At 62.3% G+C, this 19,855-nt stretch carries 20 protein-coding genes; 5 read left to right on the forward strand and 15 right to left on the reverse strand.

Annotation, left to right across the window (positions count from 1 at the left end):
* Window positions 1–106 precede the first annotated feature (106 nt).
* On the reverse strand, window positions 107–1,051 hold the full coding sequence (locus JK232_RS01040) for a cation diffusion facilitator family transporter (RefSeq protein ID WP_241506197.1): 945 nt from the start codon (window positions 1,049–1,051) through the stop codon (window positions 107–109).
* Between the two features lie 204 nt (window positions 1,052–1,255).
* On the opposite strand from JK232_RS01040, the gene JK232_RS01045 reads away from it, so the two are divergent.
* A complete protein-coding gene (locus JK232_RS01045; protein ID WP_072928488.1) occupies window positions 1,256–1,663 on the forward strand; it encodes a CidA/LrgA family protein in 408 nt (135 codons plus the stop codon).
* Window positions 1,660–2,355: a CidB/LrgB family autolysis modulator gene (locus tag JK232_RS01050; protein WP_072928487.1), complete on the forward strand. Its 696-nt coding sequence runs from the start codon at window positions 1,660–1,662 to the stop codon at window positions 2,353–2,355. The genes JK232_RS01045 and JK232_RS01050 overlap by 4 nt, the downstream gene beginning before the upstream one ends.
* 147 nt (window positions 2,356–2,502) lie before the next feature.
* On the opposite strand, the gene flgL is transcribed toward JK232_RS01050, so the two are convergent.
* The 11 genes from flgL to flgB all read right to left on the reverse strand — a co-directional run bounded on the left by flgL (window position 2,503) and on the right by flgB (window position 12,637).
* Window positions 2,503–3,453, reverse strand: a complete 951-nt coding sequence (flgL, locus tag JK232_RS01055; protein WP_072928486.1) for a flagellar hook-associated protein FlgL — start codon at window positions 3,451–3,453, stop codon at window positions 2,503–2,505.
* Between the two features lie 18 nt (window positions 3,454–3,471).
* The gene (flgK, locus tag JK232_RS01060) at window positions 3,472–5,124 is read right to left on the reverse strand and encodes a flagellar hook-associated protein FlgK (protein WP_072928485.1); all 1,653 of its coding nucleotides are present in this window, start codon (window positions 5,122–5,124) and stop codon (window positions 3,472–3,474) included.
* 158 nt (window positions 5,125–5,282) lie between these two features.
* Window positions 5,283–6,245, reverse strand: a complete 963-nt coding sequence (flgJ, locus tag JK232_RS01065) for a flagellar assembly peptidoglycan hydrolase FlgJ (protein WP_072928484.1) — start codon at window positions 6,243–6,245, stop codon at window positions 5,283–5,285.
* A complete protein-coding gene (locus JK232_RS01070; protein WP_072928483.1) occupies window positions 6,245–7,351 on the reverse strand; it encodes a flagellar basal body P-ring protein FlgI in 1,107 nt (368 codons plus the stop codon). Before JK232_RS01070 ends, flgJ begins: the two co-directional genes overlap by 1 nt.
* Before the next feature lie 106 nt (window positions 7,352–7,457).
* Window positions 7,458–8,156 carry a flagellar basal body L-ring protein FlgH gene (locus JK232_RS01075; protein WP_101829386.1) on the reverse strand — a complete coding sequence of 233 codons (699 nt, stop codon included), beginning with the start codon at window positions 8,154–8,156 and terminating at the stop codon, window positions 7,458–7,460.
* Window positions 8,157–8,217: 61 nt separating this feature from the next.
* The gene (gene flgG / locus JK232_RS01080) at window positions 8,218–9,000 is read right to left on the reverse strand and encodes a flagellar basal-body rod protein FlgG (RefSeq protein WP_072928481.1); all 783 of its coding nucleotides are present in this window, start codon (window positions 8,998–9,000) and stop codon (window positions 8,218–8,220) included.
* A 22-nt stretch (window positions 9,001–9,022) separates the two neighbouring features.
* A complete protein-coding gene (locus JK232_RS01085) occupies window positions 9,023–9,775 on the reverse strand; it encodes a flagellar basal body rod protein FlgF (RefSeq protein ID WP_101829383.1) in 753 nt (250 codons plus the stop codon).
* An 18-nt stretch (window positions 9,776–9,793) separates the two neighbouring features.
* Complete coding sequence (gene flgE, locus JK232_RS01090) at window positions 9,794–11,032, reverse strand: flagellar hook protein FlgE (RefSeq protein ID WP_072928479.1); 1,239 nt, start codon at window positions 11,030–11,032, stop codon at window positions 9,794–9,796.
* A 71-nt stretch (window positions 11,033–11,103) separates the two neighbouring features.
* Window positions 11,104–11,802, reverse strand: a complete 699-nt coding sequence (gene flgD / locus JK232_RS01095) for a flagellar hook assembly protein FlgD (RefSeq protein ID WP_101829385.1) — start codon at window positions 11,800–11,802, stop codon at window positions 11,104–11,106.
* Window positions 11,803–11,813: 11 nt separating this feature from the next.
* On the reverse strand, window positions 11,814–12,218 hold the full coding sequence (gene flgC, locus JK232_RS01100; protein ID WP_072928477.1) for a flagellar basal body rod protein FlgC: 405 nt from the start codon (window positions 12,216–12,218) through the stop codon (window positions 11,814–11,816).
* A 5-nt stretch (window positions 12,219–12,223) separates the two neighbouring features.
* Window positions 12,224–12,637 carry a flagellar basal body rod protein FlgB gene (flgB, locus tag JK232_RS01105; protein WP_072928476.1) on the reverse strand — a complete coding sequence of 138 codons (414 nt, stop codon included), beginning with the start codon at window positions 12,635–12,637 and terminating at the stop codon, window positions 12,224–12,226.
* A 195-nt stretch (window positions 12,638–12,832) separates the two neighbouring features.
* Here flgB and flgA point away from each other — a divergent pair, with 195 nt between their 5' ends.
* From flgA to JK232_RS01120, 3 genes are all read left to right on the forward strand, one after another.
* Window positions 12,833–13,504 (forward strand): flagellar basal body P-ring formation chaperone FlgA, encoded by a 672-nt coding sequence (flgA, locus tag JK232_RS01110; protein WP_241506198.1) that lies wholly within the window; start codon window positions 12,833–12,835, stop codon window positions 13,502–13,504.
* A 125-nt stretch (window positions 13,505–13,629) separates the two neighbouring features.
* Entirely contained in the window at window positions 13,630–13,935 is a 306-nt protein-coding gene (gene flgM / locus JK232_RS01115; protein WP_072928474.1) for a flagellar biosynthesis anti-sigma factor FlgM, read from the forward strand.
* A gap of 3 nt (window positions 13,936–13,938) precedes the next feature.
* Complete coding sequence (locus JK232_RS01120; protein WP_072928473.1) at window positions 13,939–14,376, forward strand: flagella synthesis protein FlgN; 438 nt, start codon at window positions 13,939–13,941, stop codon at window positions 14,374–14,376.
* A gap of 1,054 nt (window positions 14,377–15,430) precedes the next feature.
* On the opposite strand, the gene JK232_RS01125 is transcribed toward JK232_RS01120, so the two are convergent.
* The 3 genes from JK232_RS01125 to flhB are packed head-to-tail and all read right to left on the reverse strand — an operon-like array spanning window position 15,431 to window position 19,063.
* Window positions 15,431–15,835, reverse strand: a complete 405-nt coding sequence (locus tag JK232_RS01125; protein WP_072928472.1) for a flagellar protein FlhE — start codon at window positions 15,833–15,835, stop codon at window positions 15,431–15,433.
* Window positions 15,835–17,922 carry a flagellar biosynthesis protein FlhA gene (gene flhA, locus JK232_RS01130; RefSeq protein WP_072928471.1) on the reverse strand — a complete coding sequence of 696 codons (2,088 nt, stop codon included), beginning with the start codon at window positions 17,920–17,922 and terminating at the stop codon, window positions 15,835–15,837. The genes JK232_RS01125 and flhA overlap by 1 nt, the downstream gene beginning before the upstream one ends.
* Window positions 17,915–19,063, reverse strand: coding sequence for a flagellar biosynthesis protein FlhB (gene flhB / locus JK232_RS01135; protein ID WP_072928470.1), 1,149 nt, complete (start codon window positions 19,061–19,063; stop codon window positions 17,915–17,917). Before flhB ends, flhA begins: the two co-directional genes overlap by 8 nt.
* Window positions 19,064–19,855: the final 792 nt, after the last annotated feature.

Consider the following 19,855-nt stretch of genomic DNA (forward strand, 5'->3'; position numbering starts at 1 on the left):
AATCCACCGCACATGAACAACCAAACCTTCCACAAAAACCTTAAAAGCCGTACCGCGTACTCCATACCCGCGGGTGCAGGGCCAGCACGCCAGCCCCCGCCCCCCCCTATTTAAGCAAATCATCCAATCTGTCATCCACAATCCCTGCCGGCTCCAGGTGAGCCGTCACATCCGCCCGCGTGAACAGCGCCCGCACGGCGGCTTCGGCGGCGTCGCCGATATCATGGCCGACATCCACCGTCAGCGCGCCGTCCACCTCGACATGGAACTCCACAAACACCCGGTCGCCGCCATTGCGGGTTCGCAGGTCGTGGATCCCCTGCACACCGGGGCAGCTCAGCACCGCGGCGCGGATGCGTTTGCGGTCGGCGGCGTCCAGTTCCCGGTCCAGCAACTGCTTCAGGGCGTCGGCGGCCATGCCGCGGGCGTTCCATACCATGTAAAACGAAATCCCCAACGCGCCCAGGGCGTCTGAGCGTGACCAGCCAAACAGGTGATCCAGCAACAGCGCCACCAGCACCGCCACGTTGACCGCCACATCCGTGATGTAGTGCGCCCGGTCGGCGGCAATCGCCGTTGACCCGGTGCGCTTCACCACATAAGTCTGCATCAGCACCAGCCCGGTGGCGGCGCAGGTGCTGGCCACAATCACCCAAATCCCCAGCCCCAGTTGCGCCAGCGGCTGCGGGTTCAGCAACCGCCCGCCCGACTCAATCCCCAGCCCGATGCCGGCCGCCGCCAGCAATAACGCCTGTATAAACGCCGCCACGGCCTCCGCTTTGCCGTGGCCGTAACGGTGCCCCTTGTCAACCGGGCGCAGCGCGTAACGCACCCCCACCAGCGTGACCAGCGAGGCGAGCACATCCACCAGCCCGTCCGCCGCCGACGTCAGCAGCGCCATCGAACCGGTGGCCAGCCAGGCCCATAACTTAATACTCACCAGCAGCAGCGCCACCAGTAACGAAATCAGTGACGCCGTGCGCGCCAGCCCGGTGGGCGGCGGGGGCATCACCGGCGAAGAGGAGGACTCCGCAGGACAATGATCAGGCATAGTCAAAATGGCATATTCACTTATTAACAGGGCAATGGCTCTATTGTGGCGGTGCCGGGGGCCGCTTGGCAACCTGGATGCGGCTATCCTGCGAACCATCTTCCACTACGCTTAAGGCAGTGGCTTCGGCTTACATCATGTGATCTATAGCTCACTTCTTGATTTAATTGTATGATGAATACATCAGACCTTCAGGAACCCGTTATGCGCCCTCTCCTCACGCTTTGCTGGCAATTCCTCCGCGCCTTTCTGGCGATTTATCTCTGCCTGTGGGCCGGTAATGCCCTGGCGGCCCTGCTGCCGCTGGCGATCCCCGGCAGTATCCTCGGTATGTTGATCCTGTTTTTCCTGCTGTCGTTGCAGATCCTGCCCGCCGGCTGGGTCAAACCGGGCTGCCATCTGCTGATCCGCTATATGGCGCTGCTGTTTGTGCCGATTGGCGTCGGCGTGATGAACTATTATGACCAGATCCGCGCGCAGTTCGGCCCGCTGGTGGTCTCCTGCATCGTCAGCACGCTGATTGTGATGGTGGTGGTGGCCTGTGCCTCGCACTATGTGCACCGCGAGCGGCCGCTGGTCGGTACTGAGGACGCCGCCGGGGAGGAGAAATGATGGGTGAAATCTGGTGGTCGCTGCCGCTTACGGTGGCCGTTTTCTTTGCTGCACGCAAACTGGCAACCCGGCTGCGGATGCCGCTGCTCAACCCGCTGCTGGTGTCGATGGCCGTGATCATCCCGCTGCTGCTGCTGACCCACACGCCTTATGCCCGCTATTTTGCCGGCAGCAAAATCCTGAATGACCTGCTGCAACCGGCGGTGGTGGCGCTGGCCTTCCCGCTCTATGAGCAACTGCACCAGATCCGCGCCCGCTGGAAATCGATCATCACCATCTGCTTTATCGGCAGTATCACCGCCATGTGCACCGGCACGGCGATTGCGCTGTGGATGGGCGCGTCACCGCAGGTTGCGGCGTCTATCCTGCCGAAATCGGTCACGACGCCGATTGCGATGGCGGTGTCGCAGTCGATTGGCGGCATCCCGGCGATAAGCGCCGTGTGTGTGATTTTTGTCGGGGTACTCGGCGCAGTGCTGGGCCACAGTCTGCTGAACCTGCTGCGTATCCGCACCAAAGCGTCACGCGGGCTGGCGATGGGCACGGCGTCCCATGCGCTGGGCACGGCGCGGGCGGCGGAACTGGATTATCAGGAGGGGGCGTTCAGTTCTCTGGCGTTGGTGCTGTGCGGCATCATCACGTCGCTGATTGCGCCGTTCCTGTTCCCGCTGCTGCTGGTGATGTTTGGCTGAGAAAAAGGCGTGCAGAGAAGGGAAAGAAGAGAAGAAAAAGAGGTATGCCGCCGCAACCTTAGACAGAACGGCGGCATACCAAAACAGGCACCGGTGTACGCGGGCCTGAAAAGAACCTGCCCGCGCCCGGCGAGCAGAGAGAAATCACTACTGGTTAAGCTGGAACAGGGACATCCCCTGCATATCACTGAAGGTCTTATACGCCGCCTGTAACGCCACCTGCTGCATGCTGTAGCTGGAGATGGCTGCGTTCCAGTCGGTGTCCTGCAAATTACTCAGTTGGGTGCTGTTGGTCAGGCTGCGCTGGTCGCCGATGCTGTCGAGCGTGTCCAGCTCGTTCATCTGGGTACCGAGTTCAGAACGCACCGATAACACATTGTTCAGCGAGTTGCTCAGGCCGCGGTTGGTTTTGTCCAGCGCGGCGGTCAGGTCTTCGCTGCTGATGCTGCTGTCATTCAGCGCCGTCAGGGCGAAATCCAGGGTCGCGAACACATCGCTTTCCGGCGTGCTGCCGTCCGGCTCCGGCTTGGCGTTACTGGTCACGGACAAGAACACCTGCGAACCGGTGTGGCTCACGATCATGGTGCGGTTGGCATCCACTTTCTGCTCAATCGCCTGCGCGCCGCCGTGGTAGAGCACGGTGCCGTCACCGGCGCTGACGAACGGCGCTTTGTCGCTGGCGTAGCCCGCGAAAATGTAGCGGCCGTTACCGTCGCTGGTGTTGGCCAGGTTGAGCAGCTGATCTTTCAGCCCCTGCAACTGGGTGGCCAGCGAGGCGCGGTCATCATCACTCAGGGTGCCGTTACCGGCGCTCACCACCACGCTCTGCGCGCTCTGGATGGTGCTGGTGACGTTGCCGAGGATCGACTCTTCCAGGCTCATGTTGTTATTGGCGAAATCGCGGGCCAGCGCATACTGCTTGTTCTGTGACTCTGACTGGGTCACCAGAATCGCCTGCGAGGCGGCCATCGGGTCATCGGACGGCTTGTTCACGCGCAGGCCGGTGGAGAGCTGGGTGCCGCTCGCCTGCCACTTGCTCTGGCTGTTGGAAATGCCGTCCATATTTTGCTGGTAAAGCATACTGGTACTTACACGCATGGTGCCGTTCCTTATCTGTTAGCCGCGCAAGTCCATCAGCGCATTGAAAATGGTGCCGGCGGTCTGGATGACCTGGGCGTTAGCCAGGTAGTACTGCTGGTAACGTTGCAGGTCGCCGTACTCTTCATCCAGGTTGACGCCGGAGATGGACTGTTGCTGGGCAGTCAGCTGGGTGACGATATTGCCCTGGGTGGTATTGTTCAGTTTTGCGGTGCTGGTCTGGTTGCCGATGTCACTCACCAGGCTGGCATAGGCGCCGGACAGGGTGGTTTTGCCCTGCACCACTTTGCTGGTCTGCAAATCCAGCAGTTTTTGTGCGTTGCGGTTGTCGCTCACGCCGCTGGTAGCCTCAGAGGCCGCCGCGATTTTGCTGGAGTCAGTGATCGCGACCTGGAGGTTGCCCGCCGCGTTGCTCACCGTTTTCAGGGTGAAACTGTCACCGCCGGCTGCCGCCCCGGTGATGCTCACTGACAGGCCGTCAAAGCTCAGGCTCGGGTTGCCGTCGCTGTCGGTGCCGCTGGTGGCGGTGATGGCCGCGCCGTCAGAGACACGGGTCACGTTCCAGCTGCTGCCGTTGTATTTCAGGGTATAGTCGCTGGCCTGCACCTTGGTGGTGTCGGTGTAGGTCACGGACATGTCGGCGGTGCCGCTGTTTTTCACGTTGCCGAGGGTGGTCGGGCCGGTGAAGCTGAAGAAGGCCCCGCCCGCGTCGCCTTCGAGGTCAAACCCGGCTTCGTGGATCTGGTTGAACTGGTCGGCCATGGTGACGGCCAGCTGGCCCAGCTGGTTGCGCGCCGGGTCAAGGGATTCGCTGCGGAAAGAGAGCAGGCCGCCGAGCGTGCCGGTGGTGAGCTGGCTTTCCGGCACTTCGCTGGTGCCGTTGCCGCGGTTGTAACCGATGGTCAGGCGGCTTGGGTCGCTGCTGGAGGGCACGGCCTCCAGGCTGTAGGCGTTGCCGCCCTGCACCAGCATCAGGCCGCCGGCCACCGAGATGTTCATGGTGTCGCCGTCCTGCTGGGTGACGCTGACGCCCACCAGGTCGTTGAGTTCGCTCACCAGCTGGTCGCGCTGGTCGAGCAAGGCATTCGGCTCGCTGCCGGCTGCGCCGCGTGCACGGGAGATCTGGTTGTTCAGCGTTGCTATCTGTTTGGCGTAGTTGTTCACCAGGTCAACGTTGTCACTTATCTGCTGGTTAACGCCGCTCTCCATGTCTTTCAGGTATTTGTCCGTGCTCTGGAACTGGTTTACCAGCCCCTGCGCACTGCCGAGCACCGTCTGGCGCGCGGCGTCATCACCTGGGTTGCTGACCATGCTTTGCAGGTTGCTGAAGAAAGTCTGCATGGTGGTGGAGAGGCTGTTGGTGCTGTCTGACAGCAGGTCATCCACCTGCGACACCTGGTTGTAATAAGAGGTGAGCGCGCTGTTGGTGGTCGAGGCCGAACGCAACTGGTTGACGATGAACTGGTTATATTCGCGGTTCACGCCGCTGGTCACCACACCGTTGCCGATGTAGCCCTGCGCGGTGTTGGTGCCGGTATTCTGCGAGATGACCGCGGTCTGGCGGTTATAGCCCGCCGTGGTCACGTTGCTGATGTTGTTACTGGCAGTGCTGAGGGCCGCCTGTGCCGCGTTCAGCCCGCTCATCGCCGTGTTGATTAAATTATTGGACATGTCGGTTCCTTGTTGCCGGCGGCCTCGTCTGTACCGGTCGCATGATAAACGGTGCCGGGAAGGGGGCTCCTCTCCGGCCTGTCTGGGTTATCGGCAAATAATGAAAAAACTTGAGTGTTAAAAGGCACAACGGCCATGATTTCTCACGGCCGTTGCGGTTAAAACAGGGAACTCAGATCGTGGGTGTAGGCTTTCACCGCCTGCGCCCCCGCGCCCTTGATCTGCTGGATCACGCTGACCAGTTTGCTGGCGTAGTTCGGGTCAGTGGCGTAGCCCGCTTTTTGCAGGGCGTGGGCCGCCTGCTCCGGCGTATCGGCCGCGGCCACGTTTGCATAGCGCGGGTTATTGGTGAGCAGCCGCACGTAGTCACTGATCGCCTCGACGTAAGAGCCGTAGACGCGGAAGGTCGCTTTGATCTTCTTCGCGGCACCGTTCTCATACTCGGTGGTGGTGATGTCGGTGGTCGGGCCATCCCAGCTGCTGCCGGCCTTGATGCCGAACAGGTTGTAGCTCGGCGTGCCGTCTTTGGTCGGGATCTCGCGCTGGCCCCAGCCGGACTCCAGCGCCGCCTGCGCCATGATCAACTGGTGCGGGATGCCGCTCTCCTGGCTGGCCATCTGCGCGGGCAGGCTGAGGCGTGACACAAACTCGCCGCTGTCGCCGGAGAGCTTCGGTGCCACCACCACCGGCGTGGCGCTCGGTGCCGGCATTTTCGGCACCGATTTGCGCAGCATCTGCTCCAGTGCCTGCACCGGCAGGGTGTTGAGCACCTCTTTGTCCAGCGCCATCGGCACGGTACCGGCGGTTTCACTGGGTGCGCCGGTGCTGCCGCCGAGCTGTTTCACCATCATGTCGGCCATGCCCAGCCCTTTCTTCGACATCTCCTGCGCGACCTGCTGGTCATACAGGGAGGTGTAGAGTTTGGTCTGGTCATTGCTGAGCAGGCCGCCTTCCGGCAGGGCCGAACGCATACTTTTCAGCATCATGGTGACAAACACCCCCTCGAACTGCTGCGCCACCTGTTTCAGGTGCGCCTTCGGGTCTTTGCCGACATCCCGTTTCAGGTCATTCAGCGCCTGCGCGTCATACGCGGCACCGGAGAGGCTGTTCAGTTCGCTCATCAGATAATTTCCAGATCGGCGCGCAGGCAACCGGCGGTTTTCATCGCCTGCAGGATGGACATCAGGTCGATCGGCGTGGCACCCAGCGCGTTCAGGGTCCGCACCACGTTGTTCAGGCTCGGGCTGGACTGCACCTGTTGCAGTGAACCGCCCTGCTGGCGCACCGAGATCTGGGTGTTTGGCGTGACCACAGTCTGGCCGCCGCCCAGCGGGGTGTCCGGCTGGCTGACCTGGTTCTGCTGGTCCACCACCACTGACAGGTTGCCCTGCGCCACGGCGCAGCTGTCGAGGGTGACATCACGGTTCATCACCACCGAGCCGGTGCGGGAGTTGATGATCACTTTCGCATCACGCGGGCCGAGGTTGACGTTGATGTTCTGGATCTGCGCGAGCGAGCGCACCTGCGCGCTGCTGCCCTGCGGCACCAGCACCTGGATGGTGCGGCCGTCGAGCGCGGTGGCGCTGCCTGCGCCCTGACGGTTGATGGCGTCCGCCACGGCCTGCGCGGTGGTGAAGTCCTCTTCGTTCAGTTGCAGGTTCAGGGTGCCGCCGCTGCCGAAGGTGGTCGGCAGTTCGCGTTCAATGGTCGCGCCGTTGGTGATGCGGCCGCCGGCCAGCTGGTTCACCTGCACGCTGCTGCCGCCCGCCGAGGCACCCGCCCCGCCCACCAGCACGTTACCCTGTGCCAGCGCATAGACCTGGTTGTCCACGCCTTTCAGCGGGGTCATCAGCAGGGTGCCGCCGCGCAGGCTTTTGGCGTTGCCCAGCGAAGAGACCACCACATCAATGCCCTGCCCGGCGCGGGAGAACGGCGGCAGTTTAGCGGTGACCATCACCGCGGCCACGTTTTTCAGCTGCATGTTCGTCCCGGCCGGCACGGTAATGCCGAGCTGCGAAAGCATGTTGTTCAGGCTCTGGGTGGTAAACGGCGTCTGCATGGTCTGGTCGCCGGAGCCGTCCAGCCCCACCACCAGCCCGTAACCGATCAGGGCGTTGTCGCGCACACCCTGCACGGTCGTCAGGTCACGGATCCGCTCCGCACCGGCCGGCCCGGCGCACAGCATTGCCGCGGCCAACAGTAAACCCATCACTCGTTGTTTTCGCATCTGAAACCTCATTTGCCCGCAAGGGCGTCTCTTTTGCCCCTCAGGGCGTCACGCGTGCATGTGCCCCTGGGGGCGTAAAACCTGCCCCTGGGGGCGGCCGGTCACCTTAAAGCGGCGACAGGTTAAGGAAGAACCGTTGCATCCAGCCCATGTTCTGGGCTTCGTTGATATAGCCGTTGCCCACGTATTCGATGCGGGCGTCCGCCACCTGGGTGGAGATCACGGCGTTCTGGCCGCTGATGGTGCGTGGGTTGACCACGCCCGAGAAGCGGATGAACTCCGTGCCCTGATTGATGGCAATCTGTTTCTCACCCACCACGTGCAGGTTGCCGTTCACCAGCACCTGGTCCACGGTCACGGTAAGCGTGCCGCTGAAGGTGTTGTTGGCATTCGCCCCACCCTTGCCGCTGAAGGTGTTGTCGCCGGTGGTGTCCACCGCCGCGCGCGCATTGCCGAACAGCCCTTCCAGGTAGCGCGGCACGGTGTCGAACCCGAAGGTGGTTGACCCGCTGCGGCTGGCATTGGCAGACGAGCTCTTGCTGGCGCTGACGTTCTCCTGCAACACGATGGTCAGGGTATCGCCGACGTTGCGCGGGCGGCGATCCTCGAACAGCGGCTGGTAGCCGTAGTTCATCGGCTGTACCGTCTGGAAGATGGAGCCGTTCGGCGCAGGCGCGCTGACCGGCGCCGGGGATGCCGTGGTCGCGCCTTTGACCAGATTGTCGTGCGGGATATAAGCACAGCCGGTCAGGGCCAGCGCCAGCAGTGCCGGCAACACGGCGGCCGGCGGATGTTTCAGTTTCACCACGGTATCGAACCTTCGTTAGAGTGAGTGTCAGTCTGCCGGGCCTGCGCCCGGCACCCTGTCAGAGCTGCGTCAGTTTCTGCAGCATCTGGTCAGAGGTAGAGACCGCCTTGCTGTTGATTTCATAGGCGCGCTGGGTCTGGATCATGTTCACCAGCTCCTCGGCCACGTTGACGTTGGAGGTCTCGACATAGCCCTGGTAGAGCAGGCCCGCGCCGTTCAGGCCGGGGGTGCTCTCGGTCGGTGCGCCGGAACTCTGCGTCTCCTGGTAGAGGTTTTCACCCACGCTTTCCAGGCCGCTGTCGTTGATAAAGGTGCTCAGGGTCAGCTGGCCGACCTGCTGGGCAGCGGTCTGCCCCTGCTGGGTCACGCTGACGATGCCGTCACGGCCGACGGTGATAGACAGGGCGTTAGCCGGGATGGTGATCGCCGGTTGCACCTGGAAACCGCTGGCGGTCACCAGCTGGCCGTTCTGGTCAACCTGGAACGAGCCGTCACGGGTGTAGGCCAGCGTGCCGTCCGGCATCTGTACCTGGAAGAAGCCCTGCCCTTTGATGGCGATGTCTTTGCTGTTGTCGGTCTGCGACAGGTTGCCCTGGCTGTGCAGGCGCTCGGTCGCCACCGGGCGCACGCCGGTACCGATCTGCAACCCGGACGGCAGCGTGGTCTGGTCAGAAGACTGGGCACCCGGCTGGCGCATGGTCTGGTACATCAAATCCTCAAACACCGCGCGCTGGCGTTTGAAGCCGGTGGTGCTGACGTTCGCCAGGTTGTTGGCGATCACGTCCATGTTGGTCTGCTGGGCGTCCAGCCCGGTTTTGGCAATATAAAGCGAAGAGATCATAAAAAGTCCTTAATACCCGGCATCAGCTCAGGGAAAGCAGCGAGTTCGCCTGCTGTTCGTTTTCATTCACGCTGGAGATGACTTTCATCTGCATCTCGAAGCGGCGGGCGTTGGCGATCATGTCCACCATGGTTTCCACCGGCTTGACGTTGCTGCCTTCCAGCACGCCCGGCATCAGCCGCATCTGCGGGTCTGCCGCCAGTGCGCCGCCTGCCTGCGGGCCGTTGGCCGCAGTGTGGAACAGGCCGTCGTCGCCGCGCTCGAGTTCACCGGCCTGCGCCCGGACCAGCTTCAGCTTGCCGACCTGCGCCGTGGTGCTCGGCGAGTCGCCGGCATTCAGCGCGGTGATGGTGCCGTCGGCCGCGATGGTCAGCTGGGCGGAAGGCGGCACCTCAATCGGGCCGCCGTCTCCCATCACCGGCAACCCGCCCGCGGTGAGCTGGCTGTTGGCGTTGATCTGGATGTCACCGTTGCGGGTGTACGCCTCGGAACCGTCCGGCAGGCGCACCGCCAGATAGCCATCCTGTTGCAGGGCCACATCCAGCGGGCGGCCGGTGGTGGTCAGCGGCCCCTGGGTGTCGTTGCTGCCCGGTGTGGACGCAGCCACCAGCGTACGTGTCTGCAGGGTGTCGCCGTCCAGCGGCACCGCACGGAACGCGCTGAGCTGCGCTTTGAAACCGGGCGTTGAGGCGTTCGCCATGTTGTTGGCGGTGACCGCCTGCATGTTGAGCGTCTGGCTGGCCGCGCCCATCGCGGTATAGATTGCGTGATCCATCGTCTATCCGTCAGCGCGTTAGCGCAGGTTAACCAGGGTGTTCAGGATCTGGTCCTGAGTTTTGATGGTCTGGGCGTTGGACTGGTAGTTACGCTGTGCCACGATCATGTTGACCAGTTCTTTGCTCAGATCCACGTTCGAGGCTTCCAGCGCGCCGCTGGTCAGGGAGCCGAAGCCGCTGCCGCCGGCCACGCCGGTGATCGCCTGCCCGGAGGACTGGGTCGCCTGCCAGACGTTGTTACCGGCGGATTCCAGCCCTTCGGTGTTCGCGAAGTTGCTCATCACGATCTGGCCGAGCAGCTGGGTCTGCTGGTTGGAGTAAACGCCGGTGATGGTGCCGTCATCGTTGATCTGGTAGCCGGTCATGTCGCCTGCGGCGTAGCCGTCCTGGGACAGGGTGCCGATGCTGTCAGTGCCGGTGTTCTGCTGCAGGCTGCCGACCATGCTGAGCTGGATGGTCTGGGCGTCTGCCCCGTTCAGCGCGCCCATCGGCAGCGTGAAGGTGGAGGCATTGGTGGTGGCGTTGCCGTTGGCATCCACGGTGCTGACCAGCGCGCCGCTGGTGGAGAAGTTCATGGTGCCGAGCTTGTTGGCGGTGGCACCGCTGACGCTGCCGTCCATGGAGTAGACGTCCCAGGTGTTGTTCGCGGTTTTCGCGAAGTAGACGTTCATGTCATGGGAGTTGCCCAGCGTGTCATAGGTGGTGATGGTGTTGACGTAGCTGTAGCTGGTGGCGTCGTTGGCGTTGAACGGCGTGGTGGTGACCACGTCATGGCTTGAGTTCAGGTTCGCGACCATAGAGCCGGTGCTGGTGGCTTTGGCAGAGAGCATGGTGTTCGGGATGCTCAGCGCGACCGGCTGTGCGCCCTGGGCGATGGCCGGCGGGGTGCCGGTGGCCGGGTAACCGGTCAGGCTCAGGCCCTGCATGTTCACCAGGTTGCGGTTTTCGTCCAGCGTGAACTGGCCGTTACGGGAGTAGAACACGCCGCCGCTGCTGTCCGTCAGGCGGAAGAAGCCGTTGCCGCTGATCGCCACGTCCAGGCCACGGTTGGTGGTGGAGGTGGTGCCGTCGGTGAAGTCCTGCGTGACGCTGGCGACTTTTACGCCCATCCCGGTTTTGGAACCGGCGAACATGTCGGCAAAGGAGATCGACGCCGATTTAAAGCCGGAGGTCGCGGAGTTGGCGATGTTGTTGCCGATGACGTCCAGATTGCTTGAGGCGGCGTTAAGGCCGCTGACTGCCTGAGAAAAACTCATTATTTCGCTCCGTAAAACTGTGCTGTGTGGGGTGCCGCGCCAAAAGCGGGCGAAGTTAAGTACGCGCCGGGTTACAGGATCTGGCGCACATCGCTCAGTGTCGTGGTGCCGGAGATGCCGAGGTCAAGCACCGCCCCACTGCTGTCATTGGTAATGCCGTTGACCAGCGCATATTTCAGCGGCTGGACCACCATCTGTTCGCCATTGCTGCTGCTGGCGTTAAAGCTGATGGAGTACGAGCCGTCCGGTGCGTTGGTGCCGTCCGCCTGCAGGCCGTCCCAGCTGTAGCTGTGGACACCCGCCGTCTGCGCGCCGAGATCCAGCGTGCGGACAACTTTGCCGCTGCTGTCGGTGATGGTGGCCGTCACGTTACCGGCCGCACGCTCCAGCTCCAGGCCAAACGGCGTGGTGCTGACGGTGCCGTCAGCCGCGGTGCCGGCCAGGATGCTGTTCCCGGCGATCATCACCCCGTGGCCAATCATGGCGGTGGACTGCACTGACTGGTTGCTGTTGATCTGCCCGGAGATGCTGCCAAGCGTGGTATTCAGCTTCTCAATGCCGCTCACGGTATTGATCTGCGCCAACTGGGTGGTCAGCTCGCTGTTTTCCATCGGGTTGGTCGGGTCCTGGTTTTTCAGCTGGGTCACCAGCAGGGTCAGGAAGTTGTTTTGCAAATCCGCGCTGGTGCTGGCGGACGTGCTGCTGCTTTTGCTGGTGGTACCGACAACGGTATTGTCGGTGCTGCCGTTAACGGACGATAAAACAGACATGGCGGCTCCTGTTATTGGCCGAGAGTCAGGGTTTTCATCATCAGGGACTTGGTGGTGTTGAGCACCTCCACGTTGGCCTGATAGCTGCGTGATGCGGAGATGGTGTTCACCATCTCGTTGACCGGGTCGACATTCGGCATACGCACATAGCCCTTGTCGTCAGCCAGCGGGTTGCCGGGCTGGTAGACCAGCTTGTCCGGCGCGCTGGAGTCCACGATTTGTGCCACACGCACGCCGCCGGTTTCCTGCCCCGGCGCAGCCTGCACCTGGAACACCACCTCTTTGGCGCGGTACGGCTGGCCGTCCGGCCCGGTGACGCTGTCAGCGTTCGCCAGGTTACTGGCACTGACGTTCATCCGCTGGGACTGGGCGGCCAGCGCGGAACCGGAAATATCAAAAATCGAGAGCATTGACATGCGGGTTATCCTTGTTGCAGCACAGACATCATGCTTTTAATCTGGCCGCCGAGCACGGTCAGGTCGGTCTGGTACTTCAGGCTGTTGTCAGCAAAGTTGGTGCGTTCCCGATCCATGTCGACGGTGTTACCATCGAGCGCCGGCTGGTCCGGGACACGGAACAGCAGGTCAAGGTCGGCCGGTTGGCTGGCCTGCACCTCAATGTGACGGGCAGACGTCACATTCAGGGCCAGACCGCTGCCGTTTACCCGCCCCTGCTCCATCACTTTATTCAGCTGGCTGGCGAAATCGATATCCCTGGCCTGGTAGCCGGGGGTGTCTGCGTTGGCAATGTTCGCGGCCAGGACTTCCTGGCGCTGGGCGCGTAAATTGAGCGCCTCTTGTTGAAAGCGCAACGCTGCATCCAGTTTGTCGAGCATGCGTCCTCCGCAAATGAGATTTTGGAGCCGACAGCATAGTCGGGGGGGTGGCAACCCTATCGCAGGAATAAGCACACAATCGGCCGCTATTTTTCTGCTTTAACGCAACCAAAACCGCGTAAGATAATTCCGAATTATGCCCGCCCCCCACGTTTTTCCGGGGGTCGGCTGACTGGTCTGGACGAGGAGATGGCCGTGCGCTTCCCTATTCTGACGCCGCTGCCGGTGCTGTGTGCCCTGCTGTGGCTGCCTGTTTCCGGTGCTGTGGCGGCATCCCTGGAGTCGCAGATTGCTGAGTTTTTCCAGCGGCAATATGCGCAGAGCGGTATGCAGGTGAAAACGCGGGTCGTCACCCCGGAAGCCCAATGGCCGGATTGCCCGGCCCCCCAGCTTTCGCTGCCGAACAACGGCCGCAGCTGGGGCATGATTTCGCTGTCGGTGCGGTGCGGCGAGACCCGCCGTTTTGTGCAGACTGACGTACAGGTGACCGGCCGTTACTGGGTTGCCGCCCGCACCATCCCGCGCGGCACGGTGCTCTCGGCCGCTGACCTGCAACAGAAAGAGGGGCGGCTGGACACCCTGCCGCCGCGCACGTTACAGAACGAACAGCAGGTTCAGGGCGCGGTGGCGCTGCGCGCCATCAACATCGGCCAGCCGCTGACGCTGAGCATGGTGCGCCGCGCCTGGCAGGTGCAGGCCGGCCAGGAGGTGCAGGTGATGGCGGGCGGTAACGGCTTCAACGTCTCCAGTGCCGGCAAAGCGATGAACAATGCGGCCATTGCCGATAATGTGCGGGTCCGGATGGCGTCCGGCCAGGTGGTGAGCGGAACGGTGGCGGCAGATGGCACAGTACACCTGACGTTGTAGCCGCCGCTTTCGGAAAAAAGCAGACTGATAGCCTAAAGTTTTCTCTGACCGGGACGATAATCCTGGTACAGAGAGTTTTTTATGCGGGTGAGAGGACGTCATTCCCGCCAGACTGGGAGAATACTATGAGCATCGATCGTACTCAGCCGCTGTCCGGCATCAGCCAGGTTCAGGCGCGTGATAATAATGAAAGCGGCGTGCAATCCGCCAAAGTAAAAACCGGCACCGCTGCCGGTGCGGCCGAGGTGAAAGGCACCCAGGTCAGCCTGAGCGGTGCGCAAGCCGTCCTTTCCGGCAACAGCGCGCAGGACATCAACATGCAGCGGGTTGAGCAGTTGAAAGAGGCCATCCGTAACGGTGAGCTGAAAATGGACACCGGCAAAATTGCCGATGCCCTGCTGCGGGACACCCAGGACTACCTGAAGGGGTAAACCATGCACGACCTGCCCAAAACGCTGAACAGCCTGCTGGAGACATTGCAGGCGCTGCAACCGGTGATGGACGCCGAACAGGCGCAGCTCTGCGCCGGCCAGGTGAATGGCGTGGCATTGCAACGCATCACCGAGCAGAAGAGTTCACTGCTGACCACGCTGAGCTACCTCGACAGCTGCCGCAAGCAGCACGAGGCCCCGCTGCGCCTGCGTGCGCCTTACCGCAATGTGCCGGCGCTGTATGCGCTGTGGCAGCGGATCATGGCCTGCACTGACGCGCTGAACCAGCGTAACCAGCACAACGGGATGTTGCTGGAGCAGCAGGTCGCGCGTAATCACCAGGCGATGTCGGTACTGCGTGCCAACCACGGCCAGACGCTGTACGGGCCGAACGGGCAGTCACACAGCCGCGGTGTGAGTATGCGGAAGATTTCGATCTAGCGAGTGTTGGGTGGGGCGGATGCAGCCCTGGAAAAGGGCCTGCCATTTTTGAAATGGCGGGCTTTTTGTGTTTTGGTTTTTTTATTCGTTTTTGTGGGCGGTGGAAGGTTTCTTTCGGATCGAGGGTTGTTGCGTTGGCTTGCGTGTGAAGCCTTTCTGCAGCCCCGCTGCCGCCACCGCGCAAGGGGCGCGTAAGCGCGCGCCCCTTGCATCCCCGCGCTTTGGGTGCCCCGGCAGAATTATTGGCCGCTCGCGCGGCTCTCCTCCAGCGTCCTCCGGGCTGTTCGGGCCGGGCCAGACACGCTCCCAGCGTGGCTGTCCCTTTCGCGGGCGTCCATGCCCGCTCACCCGGCCCTGCGTCCTCGTCGGCAATAATTTAATGCCCCTACCCAACTGCAAGCCCTCGGCTATGTAAGGAAGGAGTAGATAAGGCCTTTTTAAGATTTGGGAAGGATACAGACGCGTTGCCGCATGAAAATTCAGTAGAAGAGTAAACACACCGAGCGATTTAAAACCCTCCCCTACTATTTCCTTACATACTTTTTGGTTTGCAGAGGTGGTGGGGGCGTAAAAATCATTGCCGAGTGGAGCCGCAGGGCCGGGCGAACGGGCAGGACGCCCGTGAGAGTCGCAGCCACGCCGGGAGCGTGTCTGCGGCGGCCCGATTAGCCCGTAGGCGAAATGAGGGGAGCCGCGGGAGCGGCCAATGATTCAGCCAAACCACCGACAGCGCGCGGGTGCAGGGCCGGCGCGCCGGCAGGCCCTGCTCGGTTGAGGCCCAGAAAGCCAGGCAGACAAATACACATAAACAACCGAAACAAGCCACCAAAACCCTTAAAAGACGTACCGCGTACTCCCTGCCCGCGGGTGCAGGGCCGGCGCGTCGGCAGGCCCTGCCCGGTTGAGGCCCAGAAAGCCAGGCAGACAAATACACATAAACAACCGAAACAAGCCACTATACTTGCGGCGGTGCAGCCGCAGAAAGAGTGCGGGCGATTGCCCACGCAATCGACTTCGAGCTAAAAAGAAAAAGGGGCGCTTTTGCGCCCCCCTCTCACCGATAATTAACCCGTATCTCCTGCCCCACCACCCGCATCGGCGGGTTCAGCACCCCCTTGCCCGCGACGCTGAAAATCATCCGCAGCGGCTGGTTGGCGATTTCGCCGCCCAGCCCGTGGGTGGTGCCGCTCTGGCCGTTTATCTCGGTGCAGCGTTGCAGTGTGCAGAGCTGCACCCGCAGGCCGTCCGGCGTCGGGCCGAGCAGGCGGTAACGCCAGTTCACGGTCGCAATCAGCCCCCGGCCGACCGGCGCGCTCACCGGCGGGGAAAGCGCCGGGGTACTGAGCGCCTGGTTACGCAGCGAGAGCGTAATGCCCCGGCTGTCCGCACTCCAGGTGCCGGAGGCAAACCCGGCGGCCGGTAACAGGGTGAGTATTGTGGTCAGCAACAGCGCGCGCATTACTGGCCTCCGATGGTGGCCGTCATACGGATCTGGCGGTTGTCGCTCAGTTCCAGGTTAGAGAGCACCACCATGTTCGGCAACGTACGGCGCAGGAAGCGCGCCAGCAGCGGACGCAGTGCGGCGTTCACCAGCAGTACCGGCGGTGCGCCCAGCATCTCCTGACGGTGCAGCGCCTGACGCGCCTGATCCAGCAGACGATCCGCCAGGCCCGGCTCCAGCCCGCCGCCGCCCTGCAACGCCTGCAACAGCAGCCGCTCAAGCGGGGTGTCCAGCCCGATAATCTGAATCTCGCCATTGCCCGGATACCACTGCTGGGTAATCGCGCGGCCCAGTGCCACACGCACCACGGTGGTCAGCTCCTGTGCGTCCGTCTGCGACGGGGCGTGCTCCGCCAGCGTCTCCAGAATGGTGCGCATATCGCGGATCGACACCCGCTCGGCCAGCAGGTTCTGCAACACTTTATGCAGCGTGGTAAGCGATACCACACCCGGGATCAGATCCTCGGTCAGCTTCGGCATATCCTGCGTGACGCGATCCAGCAACTGTTGGGCTTCCTGGCGGCCAAACAGCTCATTGGCATACTGGCTGATGATATGGTTCAGGTGGGTCGCCACCACGGTACTCGCCTCGACCACGGTAAAGCCCTGAATCTGCGCCTGCTCACGCAGCGCCGGTTCAATCCACACTGCGGCCAGCCCAAAGGCCGGGTCCTGCGTGATCTCGCCCGGCAGGCTGCCCGCGGCATTGCCGGGGTTAATCGCCAGCCAGCGGCCCGGATGCGCCTCACCGCGCCCCACTTCCACCCCTTTCATCAGGATGCGGTAACTGGCCGGTGCCAGCTCCAGGTTGTCACGGATGTGCACCACCGGCGGCAGGTAGCCCATCTCCTGGGCGAATTTTTTACGGATGCTGCGGATACGCCCCAGCAACTCGCCATCCTGCTGGAAATCCACCATCGGGATCAGGCGGTAGCCCACTTCCATCCCCAGCGGGTCTTCCAGCTGAACATCAGACCAGCTTGCTTCCACGGTCTGCGGGCTTTCCGGCACGGCGGCCGCCGCCGCACTGTTGGCTGCCGCCGCGCTTTTCTGCGGCTGGCCGCGCCGCCACCAGGCCAGCCCCAGCAGGGCCGCGGTGAACAGCAGGAACACCAGGTTCGGCATCCCCGGCACCAGGCCGAGCAAACCGAGCACCCCGGCGCTCAGCACCATGACGCGGGTGTTGGAGAACAGCTGGGTCACCATCTGCTCGCCGACATCCTGATCGGTGCCGACGCGGGTCACAATCACGCCCGCTGCGGTGGAGATCACCAGCGCCGGGATCTGCGCCACCAGGCCATCACCAATGGTCAGCAAGGTGTAGGTTTCGGCGGCGTGGCCAAACGCCATATCGTGTTGCAGCACCCCGACCAGCAGGCCGCCGACGACGTTGATCGCCATGATCAGCAACCCGGCCACGGCGTCACCGCGCACGAATTTACTCGCACCGTCCATTGAGCCGTAGAAGTCCGCTTCTTGTGTCACTTCCAGACGGCGGCGTTTTGCCTCATCTTCCCCAATCACCCCGGCGTTGAGGTCGGCGTCGATCGCCATCTGTTTGCCCGGCATCCCATCCAGTACGAAGCGAGCGCCCACTTCGGCGATACGCCCCGCCCCTTTCGTGATAACCATGAAGTTAATCACCACCAGGATGATAAACACCACGATACCGATGGCGAAGTTGCCGCCCACCAGGAAGTGGCCGAATGCCTCCACCACCTGCCCGGCGGCGGCCCCGCCGGTGTGGCCGTCCATCAGGATCACACGGGTCGAGGCGACGTTGAGCGACAGGCGCAGCAAGGTCGAGAACAGCAGCACCGTCGGGAACGCGGCGAACTCCAGCGTGCGCTGGGTGAACATCGCGACCAGCAGCACCATAATCGACAGGGCGATGTTGAAGGTGAACAACAGGTCGAGGATGAACGGCGGCAGCGGCAGCACCATCATCGACAGGATAAGCAGGATCAGAACCGGCCCGGCCAGAACCTGCCACTGTGAGTCTTTCATGTTTGCGGGCAACCGCAGGATTGAGGCCAGATTAGCCATTCGACGTGCTCTCTTTTGCAAAATCCAGTGCGTCCGGCACCGGCAGATGTTCAGGTTTTTTCGGGATCAGGCCGCCCTGGGTACGCCAGCGTTTCAGCTGGTAGACCCAGGCCAGCACTTCCGCCACCGCCGCATAGAGCGTGGCGGGGATCTGCTGACCAATTTCGCTGTGACGGTAGAGCGCACGCGCCAGCGGCGGTGCTTCCAGCATCGGGATGCGGTGGGTGTTGCCCAGTTCACGGATTTTGAGGGCAATATCACCGGCGCCTTTTGCCAGCACTTTCGGCGCGCTCATTTTGTCGTTGTACTGCAATGCCACGGCGTAGTGCGTCGGGTTGGTGACAATCACGTCCGCTTTCGGCACATCCGCCATCATGCGGCGGCGGGCGATGGCCCGTTGCTGCTGACGGATGCGTGCTTTGATCTGCGGGTTACCGTCGTTCTCCTTGAACTCATCGCGGATCTCCTGTTTCGTCATGCGCAGCTTTTTGAGGTTGCTCCAGATCTGCCAGAACACGTCAAACCCCACCATCGGCAGCAGGCCGATCAGCACCAGCATCGCGCAGCCCGCCACCATGCTGAGGGCATCGCCGAGTGCCGGCAGCGTCGGTGCGGCCATCAGCCGCAGCATGGCGGGCCAGTTGTGCATCAGGTAGAGCCAGGTCACGATGCCGACCAGCACCGATTTCAGGATCGCTTTCAGCAGTTCGGCCCCGACCTGGCTGGAGAAGAGGCGCCCCAGCCCGCTTATCGGGTTCAGGCGGCCAAAATTGGGTTTCAGGGATTCACCGCTGAACAGCAGCCCGCCCAGCAGCATCGGGGCGGCCAGCGCCATCAGCACCAGGCCGCCGAACACCGGCAACATCGCCCAGAACGCCCCGGTCAGCAGGGTGCCTATCTGGCGCAGGATCTGTTTTTCATCGCTGACCACGCTGTGGTCAAAGTTCAGCCCGGACGCCAGCATGGCGCCGAGTTTCTGCGCCATCGGCCCCCCGGTCATCCACAGCAGGGCCACACCGGCCCCCAGCATCAACAGGGACGTCAGTTCGCGCGATCGCGGGATCTGGCCCTTTTCCCGTGCTTTTTCAAGTTTATGGGGTGTGGGGTCTTCGGTCTTTTCGAGGTCGCTCTCTTCAGCCAAGGCGGCCTTCCTCATCAAGCTGACGGCAGAATAGTCTGAGGCGTAGCATGACAAACTTCGTCTGCGCTAATGGCGGGAACAACGGGGATAAATGGGGGTTATTTGGCTTATCGACAGGTGGCCCCGGCGGGGGCGGGCCGCTGTCGCCCGTATAGTGATATGTTTTGGTGGTATGTTTCTTTTTGATTGAGGTTTGTTGCGTTGGCAAACGCCCGCACTCCTTCTGCGGCTTCGCTGCCGTCATTGGTCGTAAAGTAGTTTGTTTTGGTTGTTTATGTGCGGATGGCTTTTGGATCGAGGTGTGTTGCGTTGGCAGACGCCCGGCTTCTTTCTGCAGCCCCGCTGCCGCCACCGCGCAAGGGGCGCGTAAGCGCGCGCCCCTTGCATCCCCGCGCTTTGGGTGCCCCGGCAGAATTATTGCCCGCGTAGCGGGTTCCCTCCTTCGTTCTCCGGGCTAATCGGGCCGGGACAGACACGCTCCCAGCGTGGCTGTCCCTCTCGCACACATCCCTGTGTGCTCGCCCGGCCCTGCGCCCTCGTCGGCAATAATTTAATGCCCCCACCAGACTGCAAATCCTCGGCTATGTAAGGAAAGAGTAGATAAGTTCTTTTTAAGGTTTGGAATGCGTGAAATTGCATTGCCGCATGAAAATTCAAAATGAGAAAAAACACGCCGAACGCAAAAAAAATCCTCCCCTACTATTTCCTCACATACCTATTGATTTGCAGAGGGGGTGGGGGCGTAAAAATCATTGCCGAGTGGAGGCGCAGGGCCGGGCGAGCGGGCATGGA

It is taken from the genome of Nissabacter archeti (genome assembly GCF_018257325.1).
In the GTDB taxonomy this organism is placed as follows: Bacteria; Pseudomonadota; Gammaproteobacteria; order Enterobacterales; family Enterobacteriaceae; genus Chimaeribacter; species Chimaeribacter arupi.

Coding starts and splice junctions, on each gene's coding strand:
- JK232_RS01040 (WP_241506197.1), bottom strand. CDS start 1,051: ATGCCTGATCATTGTCCTGCGGAGTCCTCCTCTTCGCCGGTGATGCCC.
- JK232_RS01045 (WP_072928488.1), top strand. CDS start 1,256: ATGCGCCCTCTCCTCACGCTTTGCTGGCAATTCCTCCGCGCCTTTCTG.
- JK232_RS01050 (WP_072928487.1), top strand. CDS start 1,660: ATGATGGGTGAAATCTGGTGGTCGCTGCCGCTTACGGTGGCCGTTTTC.
- flgL (WP_072928486.1), bottom strand. CDS start 3,453: ATGCGTGTAAGTACCAGTATGCTTTACCAGCAAAATATGGACGGCATT.
- flgK (WP_072928485.1), bottom strand. CDS start 5,124: ATGTCCAATAATTTAATCAACACGGCGATGAGCGGGCTGAACGCGGCA.
- flgJ (WP_072928484.1), bottom strand. CDS start 6,245: ATGAGCGAACTGAACAGCCTCTCCGGTGCCGCGTATGACGCGCAGGCG.
- JK232_RS01070 (WP_072928483.1), bottom strand. CDS start 7,351: ATGCGAAAACAACGAGTGATGGGTTTACTGTTGGCCGCGGCAATGCTG.
- flgG (WP_072928481.1), bottom strand. CDS start 9,000: ATGATCTCTTCGCTTTATATTGCCAAAACCGGGCTGGACGCCCAGCAG.
- JK232_RS01085 (WP_101829383.1), bottom strand. CDS start 9,775: ATGGATCACGCAATCTATACCGCGATGGGCGCGGCCAGCCAGACGCTC.
- flgE (WP_072928479.1), bottom strand. CDS start 11,032: ATGAGTTTTTCTCAGGCAGTCAGCGGCCTTAACGCCGCCTCAAGCAAT.
- flgD (WP_101829385.1), bottom strand. CDS start 11,802: ATGTCTGTTTTATCGTCCGTTAACGGCAGCACCGACAATACCGTTGTC.
- flgC (WP_072928477.1), bottom strand. CDS start 12,218: ATGTCAATGCTCTCGATTTTTGATATTTCCGGTTCCGCGCTGGCCGCC.
- flgB (WP_072928476.1), bottom strand. CDS start 12,637: ATGCTCGACAAACTGGATGCAGCGTTGCGCTTTCAACAAGAGGCGCTC.
- flgM (WP_072928474.1), top strand. CDS start 13,630: ATGAGCATCGATCGTACTCAGCCGCTGTCCGGCATCAGCCAGGTTCAG.
- JK232_RS01120 (WP_072928473.1), top strand. CDS start 13,939: ATGCACGACCTGCCCAAAACGCTGAACAGCCTGCTGGAGACATTGCAG.
- JK232_RS01125 (WP_072928472.1), bottom strand. CDS start 15,835: ATGCGCGCGCTGTTGCTGACCACAATACTCACCCTGTTACCGGCCGCC.
- flhA (WP_072928471.1), bottom strand. CDS start 17,922: ATGGCTAATCTGGCCTCAATCCTGCGGTTGCCCGCAAACATGAAAGAC.